At 69.6% G+C, this 23,009-nt stretch carries 20 protein-coding genes, 1 tRNA gene and 1 pseudogene; 9 read left to right on the forward strand and 13 right to left on the reverse strand.

Annotated elements, in window-relative coordinates:
• Positions 1 to 91: 91 nt before the first annotated feature.
• The 4 genes from LNW71_RS16930 to LNW71_RS16945 form a co-directional block, all read right to left on the reverse strand.
• Positions 92 to 1,309, reverse strand: coding sequence for a hypothetical protein (locus tag LNW71_RS16930; protein ID WP_308294497.1), 1,218 nt, complete (start codon positions 1,307 to 1,309; stop codon positions 92 to 94).
• Between the two features lie 834 nt (positions 1,310 to 2,143).
• Positions 2,144 to 2,656, reverse strand: coding sequence for a hypothetical protein (locus LNW71_RS16935; protein WP_250968991.1), 513 nt, complete (start codon positions 2,654 to 2,656; stop codon positions 2,144 to 2,146).
• A 525-nt stretch (positions 2,657 to 3,181) separates the two neighbouring features.
• Positions 3,182 to 3,255: transfer RNA gene (locus tag LNW71_RS16940), tRNA-Pro, on the reverse strand.
• A 99-nt stretch (positions 3,256 to 3,354) separates the two neighbouring features.
• The gene (locus LNW71_RS16945; RefSeq protein WP_250968992.1) at positions 3,355 to 4,296 is read right to left on the reverse strand and encodes a metallophosphoesterase; all 942 of its coding nucleotides are present in this window, start codon (positions 4,294 to 4,296) and stop codon (positions 3,355 to 3,357) included.
• A gap of 79 nt (positions 4,297 to 4,375) precedes the next feature.
• Here LNW71_RS16945 and LNW71_RS16950 point away from each other — a divergent pair, with 79 nt between their 5' ends.
• The gene (locus LNW71_RS16950; RefSeq protein ID WP_250968993.1) at positions 4,376 to 4,840 is read left to right on the forward strand and encodes a GatB/YqeY domain-containing protein; all 465 of its coding nucleotides are present in this window, start codon (positions 4,376 to 4,378) and stop codon (positions 4,838 to 4,840) included.
• A gap of 174 nt (positions 4,841 to 5,014) precedes the next feature.
• Here LNW71_RS16950 and LNW71_RS16955 read toward each other — a convergent pair whose 3' ends face one another.
• A complete protein-coding gene (locus tag LNW71_RS16955; RefSeq protein ID WP_250968994.1) occupies positions 5,015 to 7,261 on the reverse strand; it encodes a transglycosylase domain-containing protein in 2,247 nt (748 codons plus the stop codon).
• 386 nt (positions 7,262 to 7,647) lie between these two features.
• Between LNW71_RS16955 and LNW71_RS16960 the strand changes: the two genes are divergently transcribed.
• Positions 7,648 to 7,998 carry a WhiB family transcriptional regulator gene (locus tag LNW71_RS16960; RefSeq protein WP_250968995.1) on the forward strand — a complete coding sequence of 117 codons (351 nt, stop codon included), beginning with the start codon at positions 7,648 to 7,650 and terminating at the stop codon, positions 7,996 to 7,998.
• A 105-nt stretch (positions 7,999 to 8,103) separates the two neighbouring features.
• Here the strand turns inward: LNW71_RS16960 and LNW71_RS16965 are convergent, their stop codons facing one another.
• Complete coding sequence (locus LNW71_RS16965) at positions 8,104 to 9,438, reverse strand: ArsA family ATPase (RefSeq protein ID WP_250972043.1); 1,335 nt, start codon at positions 9,436 to 9,438, stop codon at positions 8,104 to 8,106.
• Positions 9,439 to 9,536: 98 nt separating this feature from the next.
• Positions 9,537 to 10,526, reverse strand: coding sequence for an ArsA-related P-loop ATPase (locus tag LNW71_RS16970; protein ID WP_250968996.1), 990 nt, complete (start codon positions 10,524 to 10,526; stop codon positions 9,537 to 9,539).
• Between the two features lie 82 nt (positions 10,527 to 10,608).
• Here LNW71_RS16970 and LNW71_RS16975 point away from each other — a divergent pair, with 82 nt between their 5' ends.
• From LNW71_RS16975 to LNW71_RS16990, 4 genes are all read left to right on the forward strand, one after another.
• Positions 10,609 to 10,767, forward strand: a complete 159-nt coding sequence (locus LNW71_RS16975) for a DUF4177 domain-containing protein (RefSeq protein WP_003991873.1) — start codon at positions 10,609 to 10,611, stop codon at positions 10,765 to 10,767.
• Positions 10,767 to 11,237: a RidA family protein gene (locus tag LNW71_RS16980; protein ID WP_250968997.1), complete on the forward strand. Its 471-nt coding sequence runs from the start codon at positions 10,767 to 10,769 to the stop codon at positions 11,235 to 11,237. Before LNW71_RS16975 ends, LNW71_RS16980 begins: the two co-directional genes overlap by 1 nt.
• A 219-nt stretch (positions 11,238 to 11,456) precedes the next feature.
• On the forward strand, positions 11,457 to 12,350 hold the full coding sequence (locus tag LNW71_RS16985) for an NUDIX hydrolase (RefSeq protein ID WP_250968998.1): 894 nt from the start codon (positions 11,457 to 11,459) through the stop codon (positions 12,348 to 12,350).
• The gene (locus LNW71_RS16990) at positions 12,347 to 13,177 is read left to right on the forward strand and encodes an MBL fold metallo-hydrolase (RefSeq protein ID WP_250968999.1); all 831 of its coding nucleotides are present in this window, start codon (positions 12,347 to 12,349) and stop codon (positions 13,175 to 13,177) included. The genes LNW71_RS16985 and LNW71_RS16990 overlap by 4 nt, the downstream gene beginning before the upstream one ends.
• A gap of 78 nt (positions 13,178 to 13,255) precedes the next feature.
• Here the strand turns inward: LNW71_RS16990 and LNW71_RS16995 are convergent, their stop codons facing one another.
• Positions 13,256 to 13,930, reverse strand: a complete 675-nt coding sequence (locus LNW71_RS16995) for a Crp/Fnr family transcriptional regulator (RefSeq protein ID WP_123460131.1) — start codon at positions 13,928 to 13,930, stop codon at positions 13,256 to 13,258.
• A gap of 229 nt (positions 13,931 to 14,159) precedes the next feature.
• On the opposite strand from LNW71_RS16995, the gene nth reads away from it, so the two are divergent.
• From nth to LNW71_RS17010, 3 genes are all read left to right on the forward strand, one after another.
• A complete protein-coding gene (gene nth, locus LNW71_RS17000) occupies positions 14,160 to 15,092 on the forward strand; it encodes an endonuclease III (protein ID WP_250969000.1) in 933 nt (310 codons plus the stop codon).
• 62 nt (positions 15,093 to 15,154) lie between these two features.
• A complete protein-coding gene (locus tag LNW71_RS17005) occupies positions 15,155 to 15,901 on the forward strand; it encodes a CoA pyrophosphatase (protein ID WP_250969001.1) in 747 nt (248 codons plus the stop codon).
• Between the two features lie 89 nt (positions 15,902 to 15,990).
• Positions 15,991 to 17,196: a MarP family serine protease gene (locus LNW71_RS17010; RefSeq protein ID WP_250969002.1), complete on the forward strand. Its 1,206-nt coding sequence runs from the start codon at positions 15,991 to 15,993 to the stop codon at positions 17,194 to 17,196.
• Between the two features lie 103 nt (positions 17,197 to 17,299).
• On the opposite strand, the gene LNW71_RS17015 is transcribed toward LNW71_RS17010, so the two are convergent.
• The 5 genes and pseudogenes from LNW71_RS17015 to acs all read right to left on the reverse strand — a co-directional run bounded on the left by LNW71_RS17015 (position 17,300) and on the right by acs (position 22,918).
• Positions 17,300 to 17,503: a hypothetical protein gene (locus LNW71_RS17015; protein WP_250969003.1), complete on the reverse strand. Its 204-nt coding sequence runs from the start codon at positions 17,501 to 17,503 to the stop codon at positions 17,300 to 17,302.
• Positions 17,504 to 17,608: 105 nt separating this feature from the next.
• Positions 17,609 to 18,666: pseudogene (locus LNW71_RS17020) on the reverse strand (alpha/beta fold hydrolase).
• Complete coding sequence (locus tag LNW71_RS17025) at positions 18,663 to 19,193, reverse strand: phage holin family protein (RefSeq protein ID WP_250969004.1); 531 nt, start codon at positions 19,191 to 19,193, stop codon at positions 18,663 to 18,665. The pseudogene LNW71_RS17020 and the gene LNW71_RS17025 overlap by 4 nt, the downstream one beginning before the upstream one ends.
• A 39-nt stretch (positions 19,194 to 19,232) precedes the next feature.
• Positions 19,233 to 20,639, reverse strand: coding sequence for a Na+/H+ antiporter NhaA (gene nhaA, locus LNW71_RS17030; protein WP_250969005.1), 1,407 nt, complete (start codon positions 20,637 to 20,639; stop codon positions 19,233 to 19,235).
• 281 nt (positions 20,640 to 20,920) lie between these two features.
• The gene (gene acs / locus LNW71_RS17035; RefSeq protein WP_250969006.1) at positions 20,921 to 22,918 is read right to left on the reverse strand and encodes an acetate--CoA ligase; all 1,998 of its coding nucleotides are present in this window, start codon (positions 22,916 to 22,918) and stop codon (positions 20,921 to 20,923) included.
• Between the last annotated feature and the right edge of the window lie 91 nt (positions 22,919 to 23,009).

Consider the following 23,009-nt stretch of genomic DNA (forward strand, 5'->3'; position numbering starts at 1 on the left):
TCTCCTGTCTCCCCGGCCAGCGCAGCCGGGAAGCGGTGGACGTCCACACGGAGCTCTGCCTCCGTGTCCCGTACGACAGAGGTGTGCACCATCAGAGACCGAACCCACGTGGTGTCCGGGGAGGAAGGGGGAAAGCACGGGGGCCGCGGCACAGGCGTTTAGGCTGAGCGAGGCCAAGGAGGCCGTAGACCAGCCCACGCAGTCGCGGCAAGGATTCCCCGGGCTCCGCGAAAGCGCTGGCGGCGACCGCTGCGAACCGGTCCGCGCGGTGACGTGCCACTGTGGCCTCCAGTTGCGAGCGCAGCGGCCGGTCGGCGGCCAGCCATCCGGCTGCCGATCGCAGCGCGTACCCTGCTGTGCCCGGTACGGCCTCGGAACCGAACGCAGCCAGTAGTACAGGTCGCCCGATCGCTGCCCCGTAAAGCGTCACCGAACCGTGGTCTCCGATAACCAGGTCCGACGCCACCAGGGCCTGTTGCCAGCCATCCGTGGGGTCGACGGTGATCAGGCCAGCCTCCAAGGCGGTCTGCTGCATGACCCGGACTTGCCAGGCGCCGTGGCCGGACCAGACGTTCGGGTGCAGGACGAGCGCCACGCGGAACTCGTCGGTGGGTAGCTGAGCCAACAACTCCGCGGGAAGCCCCGGACAGGATCCGACCAGAGACTCCTCGCCCCAAGTTGAGCTCACGAGTACCAATTGCTGCCCGGGCAGCACGCCGAGGGCGGACCGGTACCGATCTCGCCATCGGGCGCTGGCTCGAAGCCGGTCGAAGCAAGGGTCGCCCACGAGCACTGTTCTTCCGACTGTCCCGGGGTGAGTGCCCGCCAGTTGGGTTGCTTGGGCGGGGTGCGACACCGCGAGCCAGGCTCGCCGGGCAGTCAGTAGGTCCTCGGGGACCAGACCGGAGAGTCGGGTGCCCGGGCCGGTGGAATCGGGGACCTGCTTCTGGAACCCGACCCCGTGCGGCAGTACCAGTACCGGATAGTCGCCGGGAGGGACTGTGACGTTTTCGGATGCGGAGATCAGCAGGTCAGGTGTTATCTCCGAGAGCTGGGACCATGGCAGGGTGCGACAGCCCATGGAGCGGAGCAGGTCGAGCACACCGTCGTTGAAGGCGGACGTCGGGTCGTACGCGAAGAGCACGGTGATGCGAGGATCGTCATGGACGATCTCGGGCACCACGTCCAGCACCCGTACGAGCGAGGTCACCGTCCTCGCGGCCACAACCAGCGTCCGGTCGCCGACAAAGGTCCGCCAGCGCGCGGCATCGGGTCCTACGGGGACGAGAATGCGGTCATCGGACTCCATCGCGTGCCTCCGCCCGCCGGCAGGATCGCACACAACCCTGTCAACCGGCTCCCGGCTCCCGGCTCCCGGCTCCCGGCTCCCGGCTCCCGGCTCCCGGCTCCCGGCTCCCGGCTCCCGGCTCCCGGCTCCCGGCTCCCGGCTCCCGGCTCCCGGCTCCCGGCTCCCGGCTCCCGGCTCCCGGCTCCCGGCTCCCGGCTCCCGGCTCCCGGCTCCCGGCTCCCGGCTCCCGGCTCCCGGCTCCCGGCTCCCGGCTCCCGGCTCCCGGCTCCCGGCTCCCGGCTCCCGGCTCCCGGCTCCCGGCTCCCGGCTCCCGGCTCCCGGCTCCCGGCTCCCGGCTCCCGGCTCCCGGCTCCCGGCTCCCGGCTCCCGGCTCCCGGCTCCCGGCTCCCGGCTCCCGGCTCCCGGCTCCCGGCTCCCGGCTCCCGGCTCCCGGCTCCCGGCTCCCGGCTCCCGGCTCCCGGCTCCCGGCTCCCGGCTCCCGGCTCCCGGCTCCCGGCTCCCGGCTCCCGGCTCGATTCTTTATCGCATTTATGGGTGCTGGGCAACCGTTCCACCGCCTTCTCTCCCCGGAAGGCTACTTGCTGGCTGAGTCCCCGAGCGGCTTCGGTAGCGGCGGATGTAGCTCATTGAGGCAACTCCATCAGGGGTAGCCAATCGAAGCCGGTAAGGAATCTGCTGATACGCCCATCGGACTTCGTACAGTCCCAACTCCGAGTAGGTGCGTTGCTGTCCTGCACCTCTGGCAGGCGTCGGCGTCGAAGGCATGGCGACGCCGCTTGGGGCGTGCCTGTGAGCACAGCAGCCCTTGGGCTGAGGTCAGTGGCATGCGCACATTCACGTCGTCTGGTCAGCTCGAAGGCGATTGTTCTCCTCTTCCAAAACGGTGATGTGCCGTTCCAGCTCCGCGCGGCTGGGCTTGCTTGGCGCCGTCGATTTCGCGATGTGGGCCCGGGGTGGCTCTCCCGCGAGGCCGATCGGTTCGAACGCAACGATCGTTGAGGGGGCCTTGCCGCACTCGGGGCACCTCATGGAACGGGGTGGTCTGTCGTTCTCCGCATGACACGAGGTCGTGGCGATGCGCCCGCAGTAGAGCCGCACGCGCCATTGCATGATCTCGTGGGGTGGAGTCTCTTTGAACGACTTGATGTGCTTCCATGCCTTGCTGAGTCCCTCCTGGTGGACGAGGGCACGCACGGGGTCTGCGTAGACCTCGTCCAGGTGCCTGGCAACTTGTTCGCGGGCAACCTGTCGGATGTCTTCTAAATCCTTCTGCCATCGGTGATCGCTTCGGGTGAGTTTGTACGACTCCAGGGGCAAGCCATGGCTCTTGTATTCCACGGTACGCATGAGGTGCACCGTAGATTCCTGGCGCCGGAGGACGAGGGGTGGACCGCTTCTGATCGGGTTCAAGCTCGTCTCTGGTGGCATCAATTCGCGGGTGCCCTTGGGTGATCGTTAGAGCCTGCCTTTCGATCGTGGCGAGTTCGATCAAAGCCGTCCGGCGCTTGCGAGGTGGCGCTCTGCATGCGTGAATGGCTGGTTGGCAGAGGGGGCTGCGACCGGGCGAGAACATCTTGTTCTGTGTCGTTACAGAGGCAGGACTGGACCAGCAGCTCGACCTGCGGCAGCTCTGCTTGGACCGCTGTCTTGGCTGGCATCCGAGAGGCTGTGACTTCAAGTTTCCCAGCTCCGCCGGAGGACACCGTGTCGGTTCTGAGGCCCAGCTGCTCACGGGGGGAGGTGCCGCTGGCGGCGGCTCTTGGGAGCCGGATTCTGGGGTCGGCTCCCAAACGGCTCCCAAGAGGGCCCCGGAAACCACTCAGGGGCCTGATCCACTAAGTGGATCAGGCCCCTGACCTGGTGTTTCAGCTGTCGGGGTGGCGGGATTTGAACCCACGACCTCTTCGTCCCGAACGAAGCGCGCTGCCAAGCTGCGCTACACCCCGATCGCCGCCGGTCTCCCGGCGACATCGATTACTTTAGCCCACCGGCGGCCGGAGGCGAAATCCGGTTTTTGTGCCGATCGGGGTCCGGGGCGAGCGGGGTCAGGAGTCCCGGGGCGTGAGGGTCAGGAGAGTCGCCTCGGGAGGGCACGCGAAGCGGACCGGGGTGTAGCGGTTGGTGCCGCAGCCCGCCGAGACGTGGAGGTAGGCGCGGTTGCCGTCCACGGAGTGGGAGGAGAGGCCCTTCACCCGGTCCGTGTCCAGGTCGCAGTTGGTGACCAGGGCTCCGTAGAAGGGGATGCAGAGCTGGCCGCCGTGGGTGTGGCCCGCCAGGATCAGCGGGTAGCCGTCCGAGGTGAAGGCGTCCAGTGAGCGCAGGTAGGGGGCGTGGACCACGCCGATGGAGAGGTCGGCGCCCGATTCGGGGCCGCCCGAGACCTCCGCGTAGCGGTCGCGCTTGATGTGCGGGTCGTCGAGTCCGGTGAAGGCGAGCTCCAGGCCGTCGAGCTTGAGGCGGCCGCGGGTGTTCGACAGGTTCAGCCAGCCCGCCTCGTCGAAGGCGTCGCGCATCGGTTCCCACGGGTTGTGGACGACGTCGACCGCCGGGGCGTTCCCGTTGAGGCCGTGCTTGCCCGCGGTCTTCTCGAAGAGGTAGCGGACGGGGTTACGGAGCTTGGGGCCGTAGTAGTCGTTGGAGCCGAAGACGTACACACCCGGGTACTCCATCAGCGGACCGAGTGCGTCGAGCAGCTCCGGTACGGCCTCCGGGTCGGAGAGGTTGTCGCCGGTGTTCACGACGAAGTCCGGGCGCAGTCCGGCCAGGGAGTTCAGCCAGGCGCGCTTCTTGCGCTGGCCGCTCACCATATGGACGTCGGAGATCTGCAGGACGCGCAACGGACGTGCTCCGTGCGGGAGTACGGGGACGGTGACCCTCCGCAGGCGGAACGAGCGGGCCTCGAATCCGGCCGCGTAGGCGAGGCCCACGGCGCCGGCCGCGGCGGTGACCGCCGTGATTTTCAGGGGTACTCCGTAGCGTGCGCGCATGTGCCCATCGTCGCAGACAGCGCGGGCCGACAGGAAAACCGGCGGGCGGCGGGTGCCCTGTACCTGCCACAATCACCACATGACCACGCTCAAGTCCAAGCTCAAGGAAGACCTCACCACGGCCATGAAGGCGCGCGACGAGCTGACCTCGTCCACGCTCCGGCTGACCCTCACCGCGATCACCAAGGAGGAGGTCAGCGGCAAGACGTCCCGCGAACTCTCCGACGACGAGGTGCAGAAGGTGATCGCCAAGGAGGCGAAGAAGCGCCGCGAGGCGGCCGAGGCCTTCTCCCAGGGCGGCCGGAGCGAGCAGGCCGCGCGGGAGAAGAAGGAGGGCGAGCTGCTCGACGCCTACCTCCCGAAGCAGCTGGGCGACGACGAGCTGACCGCGATCGTGGCGTCCGCCGTCGACGAGGCCAAGGCCGCCGGGGCCGAGGGCCCGCGCGCCATGGGCGCCGTCATGAAGATCGTGAACCCGAAGGTCGCGGGGCGCGCGGAGGGCGGCCGGGTGGCCGCCGCGGTGAAGAAGCTCCTCGCGGGCTGAGATCGAGAGCTGAGATCGCTGGCTGAGACTGAGAGCTGGGATCTCGGGCTGAGATAACTGGCTGGGATCGTGGGCTGGGCTCGCGGGAGAGCCTGGCGGTCGGGCCCGTGGACATGAAGGTGGGGCGCTCCCGGACAGGGAGCGCCCCACCTTCATGTCCACCGCAGCCGCAGGTCAGGGACCGTGCGTCCCGCCCTGGCCTCGGCCGTTGCCGTCGTTGCCGCCGATCAGGTCCGGCGAGATGCTGATGCCGGGGAAGGGGCTGTCGTCGCCGGGCTTGTCGTCGCCCTCGCCCGGCTTGTTCTTGTCCCTGTCCCGGTTCCCGCCCTTGTCCTTGTCCTCCTTCGGCTTCGCCCGCGGCACGGAGACCGGGGTGAAGGCCGGGGTTTCGGAGGCGTTCAGGGAGCCGGTCATCGCCGTCTTCCAGATCGGACCGGGCAGACAGCCACCGCAGACGTCGTCGTAGTACTGGCCGCCGATGGTGATGTTGCTCATCGGGATCTGCCTGGCGCCGTCGCTGCCGACCCATACGGCCGTGGACAGGTTCGGCGTGTAGCCCACGAACCAGGCGTTCTTGCGCTCGTCGGTGGTACCGGTCTTGCCCGCGTTGTCACGGTCGCTGAGACCGGCCTGCGTTCCGGTGCCGTCCTCGACGACGCCCTTCAGCATCTGGTTGATGGTGTCCGCGGTGTGCTCGCTCATCGCCTGGGTGCACGTCGACTTGGGGACGTCCATCTGCTTGCCGTCCGGCTTGGTCACCGAGAGGATCGCGACCGGGGAGCAGTACTTCCCGCGGTTGGCGAAGGTGGCGTACACCGAGGCCATCGCCAGCGGGGTCGACTCCTGGCCGCCGAGGGTGGTGGAGGCGACCGGCTGCAGCGGCTTGTTGTTGCCGCGGATGTAGCCGACCTTGTCCGCCATCGAGAGGGTCTCGCAGAGGCCGGCCTTCTGCTCCAGCTTCGCGAAGTAGGTGTTGATCGACTTGCCCAGCGCGCTGGTCATGTCGAACGTGCCCTTCTCCGTCTCGAGCTCGTTCGACACCTCCCAGGGGCGGGTGTCCGCGGGCGCGTTCTCGCAGGTGCGGAAGCTCTCGCCGGGCAGGCTGATCTGGTGGTCCGAGGTGAAGCTCTGGGCCGGGCTGATGCCCTTCTCCAGCGCCGCCGCCGCGGTGATCGGCTTGAAGGTCGACCCCACCTGGAAGCCGGCGTAGCTGCCGCCCATCTTGTGGTCGACGGCGAGGTTCAGCACGGTCTGGTGCTTGGACTGGTCCAGGCCGTAGGGGCGGGACTGGGCCATCGCCATGATCTGTCCGGTGCCGGGCTTCACCTGCACCACCGCGTCGGCGATCTTGTCGTCCTTGTTGACCCGGGAGGTGGCGGCCTCGTTGGAGGCGGCCTGCGACCGCGGGTCCAGAGTCGTCTTGATGGTGAGCCCGCCGACCGCCCAGAGCTTGGCACGGTCCTTGGCTGTCTTGCCGAAGGCCGGGTCGCCCGTGACGATCTGCCGTACGTAGTCGCAGAAGAAGCCTGAGCCGCTGACGGCGGTGATGCAGCCGTTCTGCGGCCGCTTGACCTTCAGCTTGATCGGGGTGTCCTTGGCCTTGTCCGCCTCGTCCTGCGAGACGTCCCCGACATCCGCCATCCGCTGGAGCACGGTGTTGCGACGCTTGGTCGCCTCCTCCGTGTCGTTGACGGGGTCGTAGCGGCTCGGCGACTGCACGATGCCGGCGAGCAGCGCGGCCTCCTCCAGCTTCAGGTCCTTCGCGGACTTGGAGAAGTAGCGCTGGGAGGCGGCCTCGACGCCGTACGCCTGCTGACCGAAGAAGGTGATGTTGAGGTAGTTCTCCAGGATCTTCTTCTTGCCGAGCTCTTCCTCGACCTGGATTGCGTACTTCAGCTCCTGGACCTTGCGGCCGAGCGTCTGCTGGGTGGCCTCGGCGACCTTGGCCGGGTCGTCGCCCGCCTCCTCGACGAAGACGTTCTTCACGTACTGCTGGGTGAGTGTCGACGCGCCCTGCGCGGTCCCGCCCGACTGCACGTTGCGGTTCATCGCGCGCAGGATGCCCTTGAGGTCGACCGCGCCGTGCTGGTAGAAGCGCGCGTCCTCGATCGCGATGATCGCCTTCTGCATGTACGGGGAGATGCTCTTCAGCGGCACCACGGTGCGGTCGCGCGAGTAGACCGTGGCGATCTGGCCGCCCTGGTTGTCCAGGATCGTGGTGCGCTGGCTCAGCGGAGGGGTCTTCAGGTTGGCCGGAATCTCGTCGAATCCGTCGACGGTTCCCTTGGCGGCGAGACCCAGTGCTCCGGCGGCCGGCAGCGCGATGCCCGCCAGGACCACTCCGGAGAGTGCGGCGACACCGAGGAACTTGGCGGCCTGCTGGGTCGTCGTGAGACCCCCGCCCGAGCGCTTCTTTGGCATGGGGGCAGCCTACGTTCTCATTCGCCGGACACACGTATATGCCTTGGCCTAAGCTGCTCTCAACTGTCACAGCAGTCCGGTTCCGTATCAACCCCCCTGCACGACCCGACCACGAGTTCAGGCGCTCCCGAAATCGCCTCGTGTGTCATCGAACGTCCGTTGTGACTCGGGTGATCTGTCCAGATTCTGGCTGGATAGTCGTGCATGTCCTCACCTCACTCCCCTGGGTGATCTGCCGCATACGCATAGTCCGTTCGGGCCATTCAAGATTGGGCCCGAAGGGGGTGTTGTGCTGTCGCCACCTTCCGTAACGTCCTCAACTGGCAGCGGTGAATATGCCGCTGTCGCCGTGGGGGAGCCTCGATTCGGGAGAGGACGGCGCCGGGATGGGCTGGGTAACCGACTGGAGTGCGCAGGCAGCCTGCCGCACTACCGATCCGGATGAACTGTTCGTACAAGGGGCAGCGCAGAACAGGGCCAAGGCGGTGTGCACCGGATGCCCGGTGCGGACCGAGTGCCTGGCCGATGCGCTGGACAATCGCGTCGAGTTCGGCGTGTGGGGCGGGATGACGGAGCGGGAGCGCCGCGCACTGCTGCGCAGGCGCCCGACCGTCACGTCCTGGCGCCGGCTGCTGGAGACCGCACGCAGCGAGTACGAGCAGTCCACGGGCATCCTGCCCGTGGCGATCGGGCTGGAGGACGACGAACTGCACGATGCGTTCGCAGCCGTGGGGTAGCCCGGGCGGTGGACGACCGGTCACCCGGCCCCGTGCGGCGGACCCGGCTCGGCGAATGCCGTGCGACGGGCCTGCGCAGCGGGCCGGTGACGGATGACGGGGGGACTACGCAGCTCCGGCCGGAGCGGAACCGGTCGCGAGCCGGTCCCCGATGGCTCGCAGTCCTGCGAGGTCATGGACATCTCCGGGCAGCGCGGCCACTGCGGTCACGGCCACCTCGGGGTGCAGTGTGGTGAAGCGGTCGCGTGTGCGCTGTTCGCGCGCGACCACCTGCATCCGTTCGGCATGCAGACGCAACAGACCTGCCGTCAGTTGTTCGACGGTGACGGCGTCTGCATCGGTTTGGGGTGTGTCGGCGGGCTCGTGCTCCGAGGCATGCTCGGCCGGGTCGGGGGTGGCGGCTCCAGCGGTGTCCGTGGCGTGTGTGGTCCCGGCGTCGGGGGAGTCGGCGGGCTCACGAAGTCCAGCCTTCCCGGCCGTCTGATCCACAATGCCGGCGGCTTCAAGATTTTCTGCGGCGGCCAGCGCGTGCTCGGCGGAGAGCCGGGCGGCCTCGCTGCCGTGCACCCGGTTGAGGACCAGGCCCGCGAGCGGCATGTCCTCCGCCGCTAGGCGCTCCACGAAATACGCCGCCTCGCGGAGCGCGTCCCGCTCCGGCGTCGCGACGACGAGGAACGCCGTGCCGGGTGCCTGGAGGAGCTTGTACGTGGCGTCGGCGCGGGTGCGGAACCCGCCGAACATGGTGTCCATCGCCGCGACGAACGTCTGCACGTCCCGCAGGAACTGGCCGCCCAGCAGCTTGCCGAGCGTCCCGGTCATCATCGACATGCCCACGTTGAGGAACTTCATCCCGGCCCGGCCGCCCATTTTCGCCGGCGCCATCAGCAGCTTGATGAACTTCCCGTCCAGGAACGAGCCCAGCCGCTTCGGTGCGTCCAGGAAGTCCAGCGCGGAACGCGACGGCGGGGTGTCGACGACGATCAGGTCCCACTCCTCGCGCGCCCGCAGCTGGCCGAGCTTCTCCATCGCCATGTACTCCTGCGTGCCCGCGAAGCCGGCCGACAGGGACTGGTAGAAGGGGTTCTCCAGGATCGCGCGGGCCCGCTCGCCGTCCGCGTGCGCCTCGACGATCTCGTCGAAGGTCCGCTTCATGTCGAGCATCATGGCGTGCAGCTCACCGGTGCCCCGCGTCTCGATCCCCTTGACCCGGCGGGGGACGTTGTCCAGCGAGTCGATGCCCATGGACTGGGCGAGCCTGCGGGCCGGGTCGATGGTGAGGACGACGACCTTGCGGCCGCGCTCGGCCGCCCGCACGCCGAGCGCCGCGGCGGTCGTGGTCTTGCCGACCCCGCCCGAACCGCAGCACACGATGATCCGGATGTCCGGGTCGTCGAGCAGGGCGTCGGTGTCCAGGCCGGGGGCGGTATCGGCCGCAGCCATCGGGGTGCCCTGTCCCCCGCCCGGGTCCGCCTCCGTACCGGCCTCCGGTTCAGCACCCGCGGCCTCGGCCGCGGTCCGGTCCCTGGTCCTGTCCGATGTCATGAACCCACCCCTTGTCCCGCCGCGTCTTCGCCCACACCCTGCTTACGGAGCTCGATCGCCAGGTCGTACAGCCCGGCCGGGTCCACGCCCTCGCCGATCAGCGGGAGTTCGTAGCCGGGCAGCCCGAGGCCGGCCAGCACGGCACGCTGCTCGCGCTCCAGACCGACCCGCTGGGCGTGCTCGGAGGCCTGCTCGACCAGCGGCCGTACGAGCCCGGCGGAGCCGGTCACACCGGCCCGGGTCAGCGTCTTCGCGATCTCCTTGCGCCGGCCGCCGGCCGCCGTGCGCAGCGCGTCCTCGTCCAGCACGTGCGGGCGCACCATGTTCACGATGACCCGGCCCACCGGAAGTTCCGCCGCCTGGAGTTCGGCGATGCCGTCCGCGGTCTCCTGGACCGGCATCTCCTCCAGCAGGGTCACCAGATTGACTGCGGTCTCCGGGGACTTCAGCACCCGCATCACGGCCTGCGCCTGATTGTGTATCGGGCCTATCCGGGCCAGCCCCGCCACCTCGTCGTTCACGTTGAGGAAGCGGGTGATGCGGCCGGTCGGCGGCGCGTCCATGATCACGTAGTCGTAGACGAACCGGTTCTGCTTGTCCTTGCGCCGCACCGCCTCGCACGCCTTGCCGGTCAGTAGGACGTCCCGGACACCGGGCGCGATGGTGGTGGCGAAGTCGATCGCGCCGAGCTTCTTGAGCGCCCGGCCCGCGCTGCCGAGCTTGTAGAACATCTGGAGGTAGTCGAGGAGGGCGCGCTCCGCGTCGATCGCGAGGGCGTACACCTCCCCGCCGCCGGGCGCGACGGCGATCTTGCGCTCCTCGTACGGAAGGGAGTCCGCCTCGAAGAGCTGGGCGATGCCTTGCCTGCCCTCGACCTCGACGAGGAGAGTGCGCCTGCCCTCGGTCGCGAGGGCGAGCGCGAGAGCGGCGGCAACCGTGGTCTTACCGGTACCGCCCTTGCCGCTGACGACCTGGAACCTGCTCACGTATTCGAGCCTAACCAGTCGCGCCGCAGGCTACGCACGAGGCCGGGCGTCCTGTGGATTGCTCAGGCATTACAGTCGGGCCATGACCAAGTGGGAATACGCGACCGTGCCCCTTCTCGTGCACGCGACCAAGCAGATTCTGGACACCTGGGGCGAGGACGGCTGGGAGCTGGTCCAGGTCGTTCCCGGCCCGAACAACCCCGAGCAGCTCGTGGCCTACCTGAAGCGGGAGAAGCAGTAGTGGCGGGCGCCGTCGAGGCGAAGCTCGTCGAGCTGGGACTGGCCCTGCCCGAGGTGGTGCCGCCGCTGGCCGCGTACCAGCCGGCCGTGCAGTCCGGGGTGTACGTGTACACCTCGGGCCAGCTGCCGATGGTGGACGGCAAGCTCGCCGTGACCGGCAAGGTCGGTGCGGAGGTCACGCCCGACGAGGCCAAGGAGCTGGCGAAGACCTGCGCGCTCAACGCGCTCGCCGCGGTGAAGTCGGTCGCCGGTGACCTGGACCGGATCGCGCGCGTCGTGAAGGTCGTCGGTTTCGTCGCCTCGGCCACCGACTTCACCGGCCAGCCGGCCGTGATCAACGGCGCGAGCGAGCTGCTCGGTGCGGTGCTCGGCGACAAGGGCGTGCACGCCCGCAGTGCCGTGGGTGTCGCGGTGCTGCCGCTGGACGCGCCGGTCGAGGTCGAGGTCCAGGTCGAGCTGACCGGGGTCTGAGCCCTGCCGCTGCGGGCTCTTCGCCGTGGCGCTCTCGCCCCGCTCCGCTCAGGCGGTCCTCTCTGGCCTGCTCTTTTCCGCTCTTCCTCGATCCCGTCCGGTCATGGCGACCGGGCGGGATCTTCCGTGCCCGGGGCAGCTCCGGGGCGTCTGTGTACAGGGCATGTACGGATCGCCGCCCCTCTCGAACATCGTCACGGTTCCGGATAGCCTCCGGCCATGTCCAATGGTCAGTGGTACCCACCGGAATGGCCCGACCGGATCCGGGCCCTCGCCGCCGGGGAGCTGACGGCGACGGTGCCCAGGCGCGCTGCCACCGTGATGCTGCTCCGGGACGCCGCCGCGGGTACCGGGGGCGGGCCCACTGTCCACATGCTGCGCCGGCGCACGTCGATGGCCTTTGCCGGCGGGGCGTACGCCTATCCGGGTGGCGGCGTCGACCCGCGCGACGACGACCTGCTCGTCGGCTGGGCCGGGCCCGCGCCGGAGAGCTGGGCGCAGCGGCTCGGGGTCGCCACGGCGGCCGAGGCGCAGGCGATCGTCTGCGCGGCGGTCCGTGAGACGTACGAGGAGGCGGGTGTCCTGCTCGCGGGCCCGACCGCCGGCACGGTCGTCACGGACACCACCGGCGCCGACTGGGAGGCCGACCGCGCGGCGCTGGTGACGCGTGACCTGTCGTTCGCCGATTTCCTGCGGCGACGCGGGCTGGTCCTGCGCTCGGACCTGCTCGGCGCGTGGGCGCGCTGGATCACTCCGGAGTTCGAGCCGCGCCGCTACGACACCTGGTTCTTCGTGGCCGCGCTCCCCGCGGGCCAGCGCACCCGTAACGCCTCCACGGAGGCCGACCGCACCGTGTGGATCGCTCCCGCCGATGCCATCGAGGGCTACGACCGCGGCGAGCTGCTGATGATGCCGCCGACCGTCTCGACGCTGCGCGGGCTCAGGGCGTACGCCACCGCCGCGCAGGCGCTGGAGGCGGCTTCGGCCCAGGACCTCGCTCCCGTGCTCGCACAGGCCCGCCTGGAGGGTGAGGAGCTGGTTCTGAGCTGGCCCGGGCACGAGGAGTTCACCAAACACATCCCGGCCGGCGGCGCGGGCGGTGGGGCGGCATGAGCGACGCCGCAGCGCTGCCGGGGCAGCCGCGCGGCGGGGTGCTGTCCGGCTCCGCCACCACTCGTACGGTCAACGTCCTCGCGCCCAACGCGTCGCCGATGACGCTGGACGGCACCAACACCTGGATCGTCGCCGAGCCCGACTCCGATCTCGCGGTGGTCATCGACCCGGGCCCGCTGGACGAGGCCCACCTGCGGGCCGTCGTCGACGCAGCCACGCAGGCGGGCCGCCGGATCGCCCTCACGCTCCTCACCCACGGCCACCCCGACCACGCCGAGGGCGCGGCGCGCTTCGCCGAGCTGACCCGTACGAAGGTGCGCGCCCTGGATCCGGGGCTGCGGCTCGGCGACGAGGGTCTGGGCACGGGGGACGTGATCACGACCGGCGGGCTGGAGATGTACGTGGTGCCGACCCCGGGGCACACCGCGGACTCGCTCTCGTTCCATCTGCCCGCCGACCGTGCCGTGCTGACGGGGGACACGATCCTCGGCCGGGGCACGACGCTGGTCGCGCACCCGGACGGGCGGCTGGGGGACTACCTCGACTCGCTGCGGCGGCTGCGCTCGCTGACGGTCGACGACGGGGTGCACACGGTGCTGCCGGGGCACGGCCCGGTGCTGGACGACGCGCAGGGCGCGGTCGAGTTCTACCTGGCGCACCGCGCGAACCGGCTGGCCCAGGTGGAGACGGCCGTGGAGGCCGGGTACCGGACGTCGTCCGAGGTGGTGGCACACGTGTACGCGGACGTGGACCGGTCGCTGTGGCCGGCGGCGGAGCTCTCGGTGCTGGCGCAGCTGGAGTACCTGGAGGAGCACGGTCTGATCTGAGCGCCCGCTCTGTCATCCGCAACGTGTGAGGGCCCCACCGACGCCGGTGGGGCCCCTCACACGTTGTTCGCCACGGGGTCAGCGGGACCGCTTGGCCAGCCGCTCCACGTCCAGCAGGATCACGGCACGGGCCTCCAGCCGCAGCCAGCCGCGGCCGGCGAAGTCGGCGAGAGCCTTGTTGACCGTCTCGCGGGAGGCGCCGACCAGCTGGGCCAGCTCCTCCTGGGTCAGGTCGTGCACGACGTGAATGCCTTCCTCGGACTGGACGCCGAAGCGGCGCGACAGGTCCAGGAGCGCACGGGCGACACGGCCGGGCACATCGGAGAAGACCAGGTCGGACATCTGGTCGTTGGTCTTGCGCAGGCGCCGGGCGACGGCACGCAGCAGGGCGGTGGCCACCTCGGGACGCACGTTCAGCCAGGGCTGCAGGTCGCCGTGGCCGAGGCCGAGGAGCTTCACCTCGGTCAGCGCGGTCGCGGTGGCGGTGCGCGGGCCCGGGTCGAAGAGCGACAGCTCACCGATCAGTTCGCCGGGGCCGAGGACCGCGAGCATGTTCTCGCGTCCGTCGGGGGACGTGCGGTGGAGCTTCACCTTGCCCTCGGTGACCACATAGAGCCGGTCGCCGGGGTCACCCTCGTGGAAGAGCGCGTCGCCGCGCGCGAGGGTCACCTCACTCATCGAGGCGCGGAGCTCCGCGGCCTGCTCATCATCGAGCGCCGCGAAAAGCGGGGCGCGCCGCAGAACGTCGTCCACGAGTTCTCTCCTTGTCGGCCTGTTCAGGGAACCGTGGTCCCCATCATGCCGGACGGTAAAACAGTGCGATCAATCACAAACCAGTTTGACGCACGCGCGTGCCGGAGCGTACGGCAGGGGGCCGATCGGGGGCGGATCGCCGGTGACCGGGGCGGATGTCAGTGGCTGGCTCTAGGCTGGCCGGGTGTCCAGAACGCCGGTGAGAGCGCAGGCCAAGGGGGCTGATGGGGTGTCGGAAGGCCGTAATTCCGCTGTGGGCGAACAGGCTGCGAGTGGAGCGAAAAAAGCGACAAAAGGCCCGGCGCGGCGGGCTGGTGGCGCCGGCCCGGTGAAGAAGCCGAAGGCCGGGCAGGAGCCTGCCACGACGCCGGGTGCGGGGCCGAAGGGGAAGGGCAAACCTGAATCGCACCTGGCCATGGTCCGCCGGGCCCGCCGGATCAACCGTGAGCTCGCCGAGGTCTACCCCTACGCGCACCCGGAGCTGGACTTCAGGAACCCCTTCGAGCTCCTCGTCGCCACGGTCCTGTCCGCCCAGACCACCGACCTGAGGGTCAACCAGACCACCCCCGCGCTCTTCGCCGCCTACCCCACCCCCGAGGACATGGCCGCGGCCGTCCCGGAGGAAATGGAAGAGATCATTCGGCCGACCGGCTTCTTCCGGGCGAAGACCAAGTCGCTGATGGGCCTCTCCACGGCCCTCCGGGACAACTTCGGCGGCGAGGTGCCCGGGCGCCTCGCCGACCTCGTGACGTTGCCGGGAGTCGGCCGCAAGACCGCCAATGTCGTTCTCGGCAATGCGTTCGGAGTGCCGGGCATCACGGTCGACACCCACTTCGGCCGGCTGGTGCGCCGCTGGAAGTGGACCGACCAGGAGGATCCGGAGAAGGTCGAGGCGGAGATCGCGGCGATCTTCCCCAAGAGCGAGTGGACGATGCTCTCGCACCGCGTCGTCTTCCACGGCCGCCGTATCTGCCACGCCCGCAAGCCTGCCTGCGGCGCCTGCCCGATCGCCCCGCTCTGTCCCTCGTACGGAGAAGGCGAGACGGACCCCGAGAAGGCGCGCAAGCTCCTGAAGTACGAGATGGGCGGGCAGCCGGGGCAGCGGCTGAGCCCCCCGCCGGACTACCCGGGCAAGCCCGCCCCCGCCCTGGGCGCCGGCTGATTAGTGGCGCCGCTCTGGAACGAAATGCGGGACGACAGGCGTTTGTGAGACGAGGGGTGCCCATGAAGACGCATGAACACAGCACGGACGCGGCCGCTGCGGCCGCGTCAGCCGTGCCCGGGGTGACTGCCGGCCGCGACGCCGCGATCACGGTCACCACCGAGGGCCTGCCCAGCTGGCTGGAGCCGGTCGCCAGCGCCGCGCGTACCGTCGAGCCGCAGCAGCTCAGCCGTTTCCTGCCGCCGGAGAACGGCGCGGGACGCCAGTCGGCCGTTCTCGTCCTGTTCGGCGAGGGAGCGCGCGGACCCGAACTGCTCCTCATGGAGCGGGCCGGAAGCCTGCGCTCGCACCCTGGGCAGCCCTCCTTCCCCGGTGGCTCCCTGGACCCGGAGGACGGCGACCAGGCGACGACGGGTCCGCTCCGGGCCGCGCTGCGGGAGGCCGAGGAGGAGACCGGCCTCGATCCGCACGGTGTGCAGCTGTTCGGCGTGCTGCCCCGGCTCTACATTCCGGTGAGCAGCTTCGTGGTGACGCCGGTACTGGGCTGGTGGCGTTCGCCCAGTCCGGTCGGTGTCGTCGACCCGGGCGAGACGGCGCGGGTCTTCACGGTCCCCGTGGCGGATCTCACGGACCCGGCCAACCGGGCGACGGCAGTGCATCCCAGCGGCCACCTGGGCCCGGCATTTCTGGTCGAATCCGCACTCGTGTGGGGGTTCACGGCCGGTGTGATCGACCGGATCCTGCACTTCGCCGGCTGGGAGCGCCCCTGGGACAGGGCCAAGCAGGTGCCGCTCGACTGGCGCGCATGACAGGCTGACTCCCGTGCTCCGCCGCTCCGGGCCCGCCCGGACCCGTGGAGACGTACGGGCCGGGTGACGAATCTGCGAGGCAATCGACGGTGAACGTGCTGGACATCCTGCTGCTGGCCGGCGCTGTGTGGTTCGCGGTCATCGGCTATCGCCAGGGTTTCGTCGTCGGCATTCTGTCGGTGATCGGATTCCTGGGCGGCGGTCTCGTCGCCGTATATCTGCTGCCGATCCTGTGGGACCAGGCGACGGACGGCTCCGGGGTCTCCTCGACCGCCGCCGTCGTCGCGGTCGTCATCGTGATCGTGTGCGCCTCGGTGGGGCAGGCCTTCACCACCCACCTCGGCAACAAGCTCCGCCGGTACATCACGTGGTCGCCCGCGCGCGCCGTGGACGCGACGGGCGGCGCCCTGGTCAACGTCGTGGCGATGCTGCTGGTGTCCTGGCTGATCGGCTCCGCGCTGGCCGGTACGTCGTTGCCGACGCTGGGCAAGGAGGTCCGCAGCTCCTCGGTCCTGCTCGGCATCTCCCGGGTGATGCCGCCGGAGGCCTCGACCTGGTTCACGGACTTCTCCTCGGTCCTCGCGCAGAACGGCTTCCCGCAGGTCTTCAGCCCGTTCGCCAACGAGCCGATCACCGAAGTCAGCCCCCCTGACCCGGCCCTGGCGGGCAGCCCCGTCGCCACCCGCGCCAAGCAGTCCATCGTCAAGGTCGTCGGTACGGCTCCGAGTTGCGGGAAGGTCCTCGAAGGCACCGGCTTCGTCTTCTCCGACCGCCGGGTGATGACCAACGCCCACGTCGTCGGCGGCGTCGACGAGCCGACCGTCCAGATCGGCGGCCAGGGGCGGCTCTACGACGCGAAGGTCGTCCTCTACGACTGGCGGCGCGACATCGCCGTACTCGACGTGCCGGATCTCGACGCGAAGCCGCTCAAGTTCACCGACACCGACCACGACGCCGAGACCGGTAACAGCGCGATCGTCGCGGGCTTCCCGGAGAACGGCTCGTACGACGTACGCTCCGCGCGGGTCCGCGCCCGTATCGACGCCAACGGCCCGGACATCTACCACCGGGGCACCGTCCGCCGCGACGTGTACTCACTCTTCACCACGGTCCGTCAGGGGAACTCCGGCGGACCGCTGTTGACCCCCGACGGCAAGGTGTACGGAGTCGTCTTCGCCAAGTCGCTCGACGACCCGGACACCGGCTATGCGCTGACGGCCGACGAGATCCGCCAGGACATCGCACAGGGCCGCACCGCCAACCAGCAGGTCGACAGCCAGGCGTGTGCGCTCTGAGAGCTGTCCCGCCAGGGATTGCGGGACTGCACTCAGCCCGAGAAGGACCGGGGAGTCAGAGCGTGAGGGTGGTGGCGGCCGGCCGTGAGGCCGTCCGTGGGGATTATCCGCGCGGATGGCGCAGCCGCGCCGAGACCCAGCGGGCCCGGCGGCGGAGGATGCGCGGAATGCCGAGCCGGGGATCATGCAGAACATGCATAGCGTGCACCCGGCCCTGACGGCCGATCCCCTCATGAGTGCCCGTAACCGCCGTGGCGGTCGAGCGACGATTGCGTGCTGCGTCACCGAAGTCGTGCGTCCAGCCCATACCCCGACGTCTGCCCGTGCCTCATGGTCGGTAATCGCCCATCCGTCAGCCAATTGGCCTATGCGGCAGGCAAGTGGCTGTTCGTAGGACGCGCGTGCGTATCGGCTAGCGGTCGGGCTCGGGATCCTTGAGCCAGTTGATGAGTTCGGCCGAGAACCCGGCCGGATCCTCCTCGTGGGGGAAGTGCCCCAGACCGTCGAAAAGTCGCCAACGGTACGGTGCCTCGACGTACTCGCCGGACCCCGCCGAACTCCGGGTGCGTACCGCCGGATCGAGTGAACCGTGCAGGTGCAGCGTGGGCACCCGGACCGGCCGCTTCATGCGCCGGTAGAACTGGATGCCGTCCGGACGGGCCAGTGAGCGCACCATCCACCGGTACGGCTCGACCGAGCAGTGCGCCGTGGACGGGATGGACATCGCGCGCCGGTAGACATCCATCGTCGCGTCGTCGGGGAACTCCGCGGTCCGCGGCCCGGCCCAGTCGTGGATCAGCCGGCCCACCAACGCCGCTTCGTCCGCGACGAGCTGACGCTCCGGCACCCAGGGCCGCTGGAATCCCCAGATGTACGAGCCCGCGCGGGACTGCGCGAAGTCGGACAGCATCGAGGAGCGCCACCGCCGCGGATGCGGCATCGAGGAGACCACCAGCCGGCGCACCAGCTTGGGGCGCATCACCGCGGCGGTCCAGGCGAGGTAGCCGCCCATGTCGTGGCCGACCAGGGCGGCGTCCGGCTCGCCGAGTGACCGGATCACGCCGGTGATGTCCAGAGCCAGGTTGGCCGGGTCGTAGCCCCGGGGGTGCGGTCGCTGCCGCCCACTCCGCGCAGGTCCATCGCCACCGCCCGGAACCCCGCCTCGGCGAGTGCCGGCAGCTGATGGCGCCAGGTCCACCAGAACTGCGGGAAGCCGTGCAGGAGCAGGACCAGTGGTCCTTCACCCATTTCGGCGATGTGGAAACGGGCGCCGTTGGCCGCCACGTCCCGGTGGGTCCAGGGGCCGTCCAGCCGGACCGGGCCACCCGATCCGGCCGGGGGGCCCAGCGGGCCGCCGGAAGCCGGTGAGGCCGGGGGCTGCGGTGTGGCGGCAGGGCCGGCCGGCTGCTCGTGGCCCGTCCGGTGTTCCGGGCCTGCTGGGCCGAATGCGCTGGAATCGGGGACGGTCATGTGGATGAGCGTGCCACAGCTGTCGCCTTGTCCTGGACCGGACGGTTCTCGATGGCCTTGTCCGCAAGTGAGCTGCCGCCTGCCGGAAGGATCGCGTCCGCACCGACGCTCGCACGCGGGTGCGGCTTGACGCCCTGCAGGATGGCAGCGGTCTCCTTGGCCGACGCGATCGACTTCTCCGGCGGCTTGACCTTCTTGAACTTGGCGTAGCCGAAGAGCGCGAGCAGGATACCCAGCAGAATGAACGCGCCGCCGACGATCAGGAACGACCAGGCGAGGCCCAGTCCCAGGTTGTGGATTCCGTACGCGGCCGCGAAGCTCAGCACCGGGATCGCGAAAAGAATCAGCACACCCGTGACGATGAACGCCACGCTGCCGATGACGCCACGCTTGACGTCCTGCCGCACCTCTGCCTTGGCCAGGGCAATCTCGTCGTGCACCAGCGCCGACATCTCGGCCGTCGCCGTGGCGACCAGCTGGCCGAGACTGCGGTCCGCGCTGCCCGCGTAATTGCCGGGGTCGCTCATCCCTGACTCCCTCTCCTGTTCAACACGTCCGATGACAGATCATGCCGGACCGTCCGGCTTGTTGCTCGCTGCCCCCGCCAGTTGGGCAAGGCGGCGGTGCTCGGCCGCCTTCCTCTCGTGGATCGCGGCCATCCGCAGGTGGTACTCCGGATCGTCCTGTTCGTAGATGTCGGGCACCCCGGACTCGTCCTCGTCGCGCTCCTCCGCGTCGAACAGCGCCCGGTATCTGCGTACCCGGAGTTTGAGCAGTACACCGGAGAGTACGGCGGCAATCAGGGAGCCGAGCAGAACCGACGCCTTGATCTCATTGATCATGTCGTCGTCGCCGGCGAAGGCGAGCTCGCCGATCAGCAGCGAGACGGTGAAGCCGATCCCCGCCAGTGAGGCGACCGCGAAGACATCGGCCCAGGCCAGGTCCTTGTTCAGCTCGGCCTTGGTGAACCTGGTGGCCAGCCAGGTACCGCCGAAGATCCCTATCGTCTTGCCGAGGACGAGCCCCAGCACCACACCGAGCGCCTCGGCGCGGGTGAACACCCCGGCCAGCGCGTCGCCGGAGAGCGAGACCCCGGCGGAGAAGAGCGCGAACAGCGGTACGGCGAGTCCGGCCGACAGCGGACGGACCAGATGCTCGATGCGTTCGCCGGGGGAGCGCGCCTCACCGTCGCGCTTGGTGCAGCGCAGCATCAGGCCCATGGCGACGCCGGCGATGGTGGCGTGGACGCCGCTGTTGTACATCAGCCCCCAGATGACCAGGGCCAACGGCAGGTAGACGTACCACCCGCGCACGTTCAGGCGCAGCAGCAGGTAGAAGACGGCCAGACCGGCGAAGGCGCCGATGAGCGCGATGAAGTCGATGTTGTCGGTGAAGAAGATCGCGATGATCAGGATCGCGAAGAGGTCGTCGACGACGGCGAGCGTGAGCAGGAACGCGCGGAGCGCGGACGGCAACGAGGTACCGATGACCGCCAGGACGGCGAGCGCGAAGGCGATGTCGGTGGCTGTGGGGACGGCCCAGCCGTTCGTGGAGCCACCGCCGAGCGCCGTCACCAGGGCGTAGACGGCCGCAGGAACGGCCATGCCGCAGAGGGCGGCGACGACCGGGAGGGCCGCCGCCTTGGGGTCCCGCAGCTCACCCGCGACGAGTTCGCGCTTGAGCTCGACGCCCGCGACGAAGAAGAAGACCGCGAGCAGCCCGTCGGCCGCCCAGTGCGCCACGGAGAGGTGCAGACCGAGCGCCTCGGGTCCGAAGTGGAAGTGGCTGACGCTCGCGTAGCTCGAGCCGAAGGTGTTCGCCCAGACCAGCGCGGCCACCGCGGCGACCAGCAGGATGACTCCGCCGACTGTCTCGGCCCGCAGTGCGTCGGTGAGGTAGTTCCGCTCGGGGAGCGGCAGGCGTCCCAGGAAGGTGCGGCGGGGGGAGGGGGGTGCGGGGGTGGGCGCGGCCACGAGTGAGGACCTCCGGGGCGGTACGGCAGCGATGGCATGACTGATGCACTTGCCGACCAGACTTCCCGGCACACCCTTTGGAGAATTCTTGTCGTGTTGTTGACCAGCTGCCACTGTACCCGGGGTGTGCGGGGCGGTAGGCGGGAACTTGAGCGGTGATCTTCACCCTAAATGCCCGAAGGGCATCCGGCGCGCTGCCGGATGCCCTTCGGGGAGGTCGCCTCTGCTGCCGCCTCCAGGAGACCTGGGGACGGCGTGGGGAGGAGGCCCTGCTGCCGTGCTCAGTCCTCGGAGGAGGACGACGGCAGCTGGGTCTGGATGAGGTCCATGACCGAGGAGTCGGTGAGGGTGGTGACGTCTCCCAGGGCGCGGTTCTCGGCGACGTCGCGGAGCAGGCGTCGCATGATTTTGCCGGAGCGGGTCTTGGGGAGCTCGGCGACCGGCAGTACCCGCTTCGGCTTGGCGATCGGGCCGAGCGTGGTGCCGACGTGGTTGCGCAGCTCCGCGACGAGCTCGTCGGAGGCGGTCGCGGTGCCGCGCAGGATCACGAACGCGACGATGGACTGTCCGGTGGTCTCGTCGGCGGCGCCGACCACGGCGGCCTCGGCGACGGCAGGGTGCGAGACGAGTGCGGATTCGACTTCGGTGGTCGAGATGTTGTGTCCGGAGACGAGCATGACGTCGTCGACGCGGCCCAGGAGCCAGATGTCGCCGTCCTGGTCCTTCTTGGCGCCGTCGCCGGCGAAGTACTTGCCTTCGAAGCGTGACCAGTAGGTGTCGAGGAAGCGCTGGTCGTCGCCCCAGATGGTGCGGAGCATCGAGGGCCAGGGCTCGGTGAGGACGAGGTAGCCGCCTCCGCCGTCGGGGACCTCGCGGGCTTCGTCGTCGACGACGGTGGCGCTGATGCCGGGCAGGGCGCGCTGGGCGCTGCCGGGCTTGGTCGCGGTGACGCCGGGCAGCGGGGAGATCATCATGGCGCCGGTCTCGGTCTGCCACCAGGTGTCCACGATCGGGCAGGTGTCGGCACCGATGTGCTTGCGGTACCACATCCAGGCCTCGGGGTTGATCGGCTCTCCGACCGAGCCGAGGACCCGCAGTGAGGACAGGTCGAACTTCGCGGGGATGTCGTCGCCCCACTTCATGAACGTGCGGATCGCGGTGGGTGCGGTGTAGAGGATGGTGACGCCGTACTTCTGGACGATTTCCCAGAAGCGTCCCTGGTGCGGGGTGTCGGGGGTGCCCTCGTACATGACCTGGGTCGCGCCGTTGGCGAGGGGGCCGTAGACGATGTAGGAGTGTCCGGTGACCCAGCCGATGTCGGCGGTGCACCAGTAGACGTCGGTTGCGGGCTTGAGGTCGAAGACCGCGTGGTGGGTGTAGGCGGCCTGGGTGAGGTAGCCGCCGGAGGTGTGCAGGATGCCCTTGGGCTTCCCGGTGGTGCCCGAGGTGTAGAGGATGAACAGCGGCTGTTCGGCCTCGAACGCCTGGGGGGTGTGCTCGGTGGACTGGCGGGCGGTGATCTCGTGCCACCAGACGTCGCGGCCCTCGGTCCAGGCGGTGTCCTGCCCGGTGCGGCGCACGACCAGGACGTGCTCAACGCTCTCGATGCGGGAGACGGCGTCGTCGACGGCGGGCTTGAGCGCGGAGGGTTTGCCGCGGCGGTAGCCGCCGTCGGAGGTGATGACGACCTTCGCGTCCGCGTCCTCGATGCGCTTGGCGATGGCGTCGGCGGAGAAGCCGCCGAAGACGACCGAGTGCGCGGCGCCGATGCGGGCGCAGGCCAGCATCGCGACGGCGGCCTCGGGGATCATCGGCAGGTAGACGGCGACGCGGTCGCCCTTGGTGACGCCGAGTTCGGTCAGGGCGTTGGCGGCGCGGGAGACCTCGTCCTTGAGTTCGGCGTAGGTGATCGCGCGGCTGTCGCCGGGTTCGCCCTCGAAGTGGATGGCGACCCGGTCGCCGTTGCCCGCCTCGACGTGGCGGTCCACGCAGTTGTACGCGACGTTGAGCGTGCCGTCGGCGAACCACTTCGCGAACGGCGGGTTGCTCCAGTCGAGTGTCTCGGTCGGCTCGGTGTCCCAGGTCAGGCGGCGGGCCTGCTCGGCCCAGAAGCCCAGCCGGTCCGCCTCGGCCTGTTCGTACGCCTCAGCGGTGACGTTGGCGTTCGCGGCCAGATCGGCAGGCGGCACAAACCGCCGCTCCTCTTTGAGCAGATTGGCCAGGCTTTCGTTGCTCACGACTTCTCCCATTCCCAGGGTGTCCGTTGTGTCCCAGGGCATAGCTCATCAGGCCAAAGGCCGGGTGACAAGTGTCTGCCAGGAATTGGTTTAGACCTGTGTTTCGTGTATGGAGGCACGATCCCGCCTCCGC

Origin of the sequence: Streptomyces sp. RKAG290 (assembly GCF_023701695.1) — a bacterium.
In the GTDB taxonomy this organism is placed as follows: domain Bacteria; phylum Actinomycetota; class Actinomycetes; order Streptomycetales; family Streptomycetaceae; genus Streptomyces.